Origin of the sequence: Spongiactinospora gelatinilytica (assembly GCF_003236385.1) — a bacterium.
GTDB classification, from domain to species: Bacteria; Actinomycetota; Actinomycetes; order Streptosporangiales; family Streptosporangiaceae; genus Spongiactinospora; species Spongiactinospora gelatinilytica.
The window spans coordinates 1-6,626 of the sequence record NZ_POUA01000411.1; the positions used below are offsets into that span (position 1 = coordinate 1).

Annotated in this window: 3 protein-coding genes; 2 read left to right on the forward strand and 1 reads right to left on the reverse strand. The window is 71.8% G+C overall.

Going from position 1 to position 6,626, the window contains the following annotated elements; translation table 11 throughout:
- Positions 1–556: 556 nt before the first annotated feature.
- The gene (locus C1I98_RS33260) at positions 557–1,177 is read right to left on the reverse strand and encodes a TetR/AcrR family transcriptional regulator (protein ID WP_111171309.1); all 621 of its coding nucleotides are present in this window, start codon (positions 1,175–1,177) and stop codon (positions 557–559) included.
- Positions 1,178–1,240: 63 nt separating this feature from the next.
- Here C1I98_RS33260 and C1I98_RS33265 point away from each other — a divergent pair, with 63 nt between their 5' ends.
- Positions 1,241–3,280, forward strand: a complete 2,040-nt coding sequence (locus tag C1I98_RS33265) for a HelD family protein (protein WP_111171310.1) — start codon at positions 1,241–1,243, stop codon at positions 3,278–3,280.
- Positions 3,281–3,415: 135 nt separating this feature from the next.
- On the forward strand, positions 3,416–6,626 hold a 3,211-nt coding region (locus C1I98_RS33270), incomplete at its 3' end, for a S41 family peptidase (protein ID WP_111171311.1).

Sequence of the window (6,626 nt, forward strand, 5' to 3'; positions counted from 1 at the left end):
GGCCCCGCCGGACGAGGGGCCATAGACAGGACCGCCCGCCCTCATCCGACGGGCCCGGACTTCTTCAGACCGGCCGGGGGCGGGCGGTCCTGTCTATGGCCCCTCGTCCGGCGGGGCCTGGGTCCGGCTTGCGGCCGGGGCTTATCTGGATGGGCACGCCCCGCGTCCGGCCGGGCCTGCCTGCGAGCGAGGGTCACCGACAAGCCCCGACCCTCAGGCCAGGCCCTACCTCCGCCCGGCCCCGACCATAGGGGAGCGCCGCTCACCCCGACGAGGTCCCGGTCACCGACAAAGCCCGCCCTCACCCGCAAGACGTACCCTGCGGCAAGGTACAACCTCTGCCCGGACATCCCTCCGCAAGCTGGACCACCCACCGCAAGGCCCTGCCCGCACACGGGAACCATCTTCACCCACAGCCGAAACCCTGATCCGCCGCGGGACATAAGCCTCCGTGAAGCTCTCGCCGCGGCCGGGTCCTATGCTCACCTGGATGCCCGGCCGGCAAGCAGGATCGGCGAGAACCCGCCTCCTCACGAAAACTTGGACCGGGGCGGGGTCATTCCGGGGAGAGGCCGGAGCGGAGTTGGGCGTAGGCCAGTTCGGCCGCTTCGACGGCGGCCGGGTAGGCGGCGTCGGCCGATTCGCCGGCGATCAGGCGACGCCAGTTGTCGCCTGCCAGGACGCGCTGGACGGCGAGGATCTGGGCGGCGGCGAGCCTGGCGGCCAGCCGGGCCGGGGTGCGTCCGCCGTCGAGTTCGGTGGCCAGGGCGTCCTCGTCGTTGGCCGACTGCCGCATCAGCCGGGCGGCCAGGCTCGGCGTCTGGAACACCATGCCGTGGTAGGCCAGCACCTCCGGCGTGTCGTTGAACCCGGTCACCGGGTCGCGCCGGGCCAAGCCGTCCAGGAAGGCGCGGCGCAGGGCGGCGAGCGGCTCCTCCCCCGACTCGCGCCCGCGGACGATCCGTGCCGCCTCCCCCATGTGGTCGGCGATCCGGTGCAGGGCCAGATCTTCCTTGGTCGCGAAGTACTTGAACAGCGTCGGCTTGGAGACCTCCGCCGCCGCGGCCACCTCCGCGACCGACACCTCGTCGAAACCGCGTTCCAGGAACAGGGTGATCGCCGCCGCCGAGATGGCGTCGTGGATCCGCCGCTTCTTCAGCTCCCGCAGTCCTGTCATGCGGCCACCTTAGCAAAGGGCAACTCGATTAAACTCTTAACCGAGTTAAGATAAGGAGGCCACATGAACGAGCTCGACGCCGAACGCGCCTACGTCGAACGATGCCGCGAGGCCGTACGCCGTATGCTCGACGGCGCCCGGCACAACGTCATCGTCGGCGAGACCGTGGCCGGCGACCGTTACAGCGCCGAACGCCTAGGGCGTCATCTCAAAAGCCTGGCCAAGGAGCTGAGCGAGGAACCCGACGGCCCGCCGTTCTTCGGCCGGCTGGACTACGGTCCGGACGCCGGCGACCACGCCGCCCGCAAGTACTACATCGGCAGGCGCCACCTCAGCGGCGACACCGGCGAGCCCCCCGTGGTGATCGACTGGCGCGCCCCCGTCGCCCGGGCCTTCTACCGCGCCAGCGCCCGCGAGCCCGGCGGCGTCGCGGTACGCCGCCGCTTCGGCTGGTCCAACGACTCGGCCGAGCTCACCGGCTACGAAGACGAGCGTCTCGACCTCGGCGAGGAGCGCGACGCCGCGGCCAGCCGCATCGTCACCGCCGAGATCGAGCGTCCCCGCGTGGGCCCGATGCGCGACATCGTCGCCACCATCCAGCCCGAGCAGGACGAGCTGGTCCGCGCCCCGATCTCCGGCTCGATCTGCGTCCAGGGCGCGCCCGGCACCGGCAAGACCGCCGTCGGCCTGCACCGCGCGGCCTACCTGCTGTACGCGCACCGGCAGCGGCTGCGCAACGGCGGCGTGCTGGTGCTGGGCCCGAACCAGGCGTTCCTCGGCTACATCTCCCAGGTCCTGCCCGCGCTCGGGGAGGTGGACGTCGAACAGACCACCGTGGGACGGCTGCTGCGGCACCGGGGCGAGATGCGCGCCCACGACGGCGAGGACGCGGCGGTCGTCAAGCACGACGCCCGGATGGCGAAGGTGCTGCGCCGGGCGCTGTACGCCAGGGTGCGCAAGCCGTCCGGCACCCTCGCCGTGCCCGACGGTTCCTACCGGTGGCGGATCGACGAGTACGACCTGCGGCGCGTGGTGGACGACACCCGCCGCGAAGCGGTGCCGTACCTGGTGGGGCGCGAAAGGGTGATCTCCCGCCTGGTGTCGCTGTTGCAGCAGCGGGCCGAATCGCGGGGGCAGACGCCGAACGCCGCGTGGGTCAAGCGGATGCGCCGCTCGATCACCGGGTTCACCGACGAGGTCTGGCCCACCGTGCGCGCCGAGGAGGTGGTCGCCGAAGTGCTCACCGACGCGGACGCACTGGCCAGGGCGGCCGGCGGCACGCTGACCCCCGCCGAGCAGAAGGCGATCTTGTGGACCCGCCCGCCGCGCAGCCACAGGAGCGCCCGCTGGTCGGAGGCCGACATCGTCCTGCTCGACGAGGTGGCCGGCCTGCTGGAACGCGAGCAGGGCTACGGGCACGTGATCGTGGACGAGGCACAGGATTTGTCGCAGATGCAGTGCCGGGCCATCGCCAGGCGCAGCGAGCACGGCTCGATCACCGTGCTCGGCGACCTCGCGCAGGCCACCACGCCGTGGGCGGCGGTGCGCTGGCCCGACGCGTTGACCCACCTCGGCAAGCCGGACACCGCCGTGATCGCCCTGACCACCGGGTTCCGCGTGCCCGCCGCCGTGGTGGCGCTGGCCAACCGGCTGCTTTCCACCCTGGACGCCGACGTGCCGCAGACCAGGTCGTTGCGCTCGGACGGCATGTTGCGCGTACGCCGGGTGCCGGACCTCGCGACCGCGGTCGTGGCGGCGGTGCGCGACGCGCTGCGCCACGAGGGCTCCATCGGCGTGATCGCCGCCGACGTCGGACCGCTGGCGGAGCGGCTGCGGGCCGAGGGCATCGTGGTCGCCGGCCTGGACGGCGCGGACGCCACCGCCGGTACGACCGGCGCCCAGGTCACCGCCGTCCCCGCGACCCTGGTCAAGGGCTTGGAGTACGACCACGTGATCCTCGCCGAGCCCGCCGCCATCACCGAGGCCGAGACCCGCGGTGCCAACCGCCTCTACGTCGCCCTCACGCGCGCGGTGTCCCGGCTGGACGTGCTGCACACCCGGTCGCTCCCGGCCGCCCTGGACGACCACGGCTCCCCGATGTGAAAGCACGGCGGGCGGGTCGGTCGGCGTGGGGGCGAGGCCCCGATTCCCGTCCATCTCCTCTGCTGGAACGCCACATTCGACTGTTCGCAGGAATGCGAGGATAAGTTGGGCGATCACGCGACCGGAGAGGGATGTATGCCAGCCTACGTGCGGTTTCCGACGATTTTTCGTGATGCGGTGGTCTTCGCCGCGGAGGACGATCTGTGGATGGTATCGGCAGAGGGAGGGCGCGCCTTCCGGCTGACCGCCGGGGTCGCCGAGGCCGGCTATCCGAGGTTCTCCCCCGATGGCGAACGGCTGGCGTTCGTCGGCCGTGAGGAGGGCCCGGAAGAGGTCTACGTGATGCCGGCCGAAGGCGGTGACGCCACCCGCGTCACGTTCCACGGATCCCGTTCGACGGTCACCGGCTGGCAGGACGACGCGATCGTCTACGCCAGCGACGCGGGGCAGCCGTTCGGCCGGTTGAAGTGGCTGCACGCCGTGGTCCCCGGGGCCGAGGGGCCGCCGCGGCGGCTGCCGTACGGGCCGGCGAACACGATCACGTACGGTCCCGGCGGCGTGACCGTGCTCGGCCGCAACACCGCCGACCCGGCCCGCTGGAAGCGCTACCGCGGCGGCACGGTCGGCGACCTGTGGATCGACCGGGCGGGCGAGGGGGAGTTCGCCAGGCTCATCGCGCTGGCAGGCAACCTCGCCTCGCCCTGCTGGGCGGGCGATCGGGTCTATTTCCTGTCCGACCACGAGGGCGTCGGCAACGTCTACTCCTGCACCCCCTCCGGTGACGACCTGCGCCGCCACACCGACCACGCCGACTATTACGCGCGCAACCTGTCCGGTGACGGCACCCGGCTGGTCTACCACGCGGGCGGTGAGCTGTACCTGCTCGACCCGGCCGAGGGCGAGTCCCAGCGGGTGGAGGTACGGCTGGGCAGCTCGCGGACGCAGCGCAACCGCAGGTTCGTGGCCGCCGAGACCTACCTGGACAGCGCCACGCTCAGCCCCGACGGCAGCGGCCTCGCCGTCACCACCCGAGGCAAGGCGTTCTCCTTCGCCAACTGGGAGGGCCCGGTCCGCCAGCACGGCGCTCCCGACGGGGTCCGCTATCGGCTGCTGACCTGGCTCAACGATGGCGAACGACTGATCGCGGCGGCCAGCGATGACGGCGACCGCGAAGTGCTGGTGCTGCTCACCGCCGACGGCCGTGAGGAGCCGGTGCGGCTGGACGCGCTCGACACCGGCCGGGCCATCGAGCTGGAGATCTCTCCCAAGCACGACCGGGTGGCGCTCACCAACCACCGCAACGAGCTGCTGCTGATCGACCTGACCGGCGAGGAGCCCGCGCTGACCACCGTCGAGCGCAACGCCTTCGACCGGATCGAGGACCCGGCCTGGTCGGCCGACGGGCGCTGGCTGGCCTACTCCTGCCCGGCCGGCCCGCAGACCAGCGCCATCAGGCTGTACGACACGCGAAGCGGGCAGTCGTTCGCCGCCACCCGGCCGGTGCTCTACGACACCAGCCCGTCCTTCGACCCCGAGGGGCGCTACCTCTACTTCATCGGCTATCGGGTGTTCAACCCGGTACGCGACTCGCTCCACTTCGACCTGGGGTTCCCGCTCGGCCGCCGGCCGTACGCGATCGCGCTGCGCTCCGACGTGGGCTCACCGTTCGTGCCCGAACCGCGCCCACTCGGCAAGGGCGACAGCGGCAAGGACGAAGCCAAGGAGGAGAGCAAGCCCGAGGCCGAGCCCGCGAAGGACGAAGCGAAGGGCGAGACGACGGCCGACGCGAAGGACGAGACCGAGGAGACGCTGAACATCGAGACCGACGGCCTGGACCGCCGGATCGTCGCCTTCCCCGTGCCCGAGGCCCGGTACACCCAGATCGCCGGTATCAACGGCAAAGCGATCTTCGCGTCGTTCCCCGTCGAGGGCCGCCGCGGCGACGAGTTCGCCGAGTCCACGTCCGGCACCCTGCACGTCTACGACTTCGAGAAGCAGACGTGCGAGGTCCTCACCAAGGACCTCAGCGGTTTCCGGCTGGGCCGGGACAACACCACCCTGCTCTACCGGGCGGGCCGCCGGTTGCGCGTGGTCAAGGCCGGCGAGGAGCCCTCCGGCGGAGAGGGCACGACCCGCTCGGCGGGCTGGATCGACATGTCCCGCGTCAAGGTCTCGATCCGCCCGGGGGCCGAGTGGCGGCAGATGTTCCGCGAGGCATGGCGGCTGCAACGCGAGCACTTCTGGACCGAGGACATGGCGGGGGTCGACTGGGACGGCGTCTATGACCGTTATCTGCCGCTGGTGGACCGGATCGGTACCCGCGGGGAGTTCTCCGACCTGCTGTGGGAACTGCTCGGCGAGCTGGGCACCTCGCACGCCTATGAGATGGGCGGCGAGTACCGCAGCCGCCCCCACTACTGGCAGGGCAAGCTCGGCGTGGACTGGGCCTACGACGACGGCGTCTACCGCATCGCCGCGATCGTGGACGGCGACCCGTGGGACGCCGAGGCCACCTCGCCGCTCAACCGGCCGGGGATCAACCTGCGCCCGGGCGATGCCGTGCTGGCGGTCAACGGCCAGCCGGTGGGCCGTAGCGCCACCCCGGCCGAGCGGCTGGTCAACCAGGCGGGCGAGGAGGTGCAGCTCACCGTCCGCCGCGGCGAGGAAGCTCCGCGCACGGTCACCGTCAAGGCGCTGTCGTATGAGCAGCCCGGCCGCTACCGCGACTGGGTGACCGCCAACCGGGCCCGCACCCACGAGCGCACCGGCGGCCGGATCGGCTACCTGCACATCCCGGACATGAGCGCCGACGGGTACGCCGAGTTCCACCGCGGGTTCCTGGCCGAGTACGACCGCGAGGGCCTGATCGTGGACGTGCGCTTCAACGGCGGTGGCAACGTCTCGGCGCTGCTGCTGGAGAAGCTGGCCCGCCGCCGGATCGGCTACGACTATCCGCGCTGGGGGGTGCCCGAGCCCTATCCGCGCGAGTCCCCGCGGGGCGTGCTGGTCGCGGTCACCAACGAGTGGGCCGGATCGGACGGCGACATCTTCAGCCACACCTTCAAGCTGCTCGGCCTCGGCCCGCTGATCGGCAAGCGGACCTGGGGCGGGGTCATCGGGATCTGGCCGCGCCACTGGCTGGCCGACGGCACGGTGACCACCCAGCCGGAGTTCTCCTTCGCCTTCGACGACGTGGGCTGGCGGGTGGAGAACTACGGGACCGACCCCGACATCGAGATCGACATCACCCCGCAGGACTACGCCCGGGGCGTGGACACCCAGCTCGGCAAGGCGATCGAGGTCGCGCTGGAGCGCCTTGCGAGCCATCCCCCGCACACCCCCGACC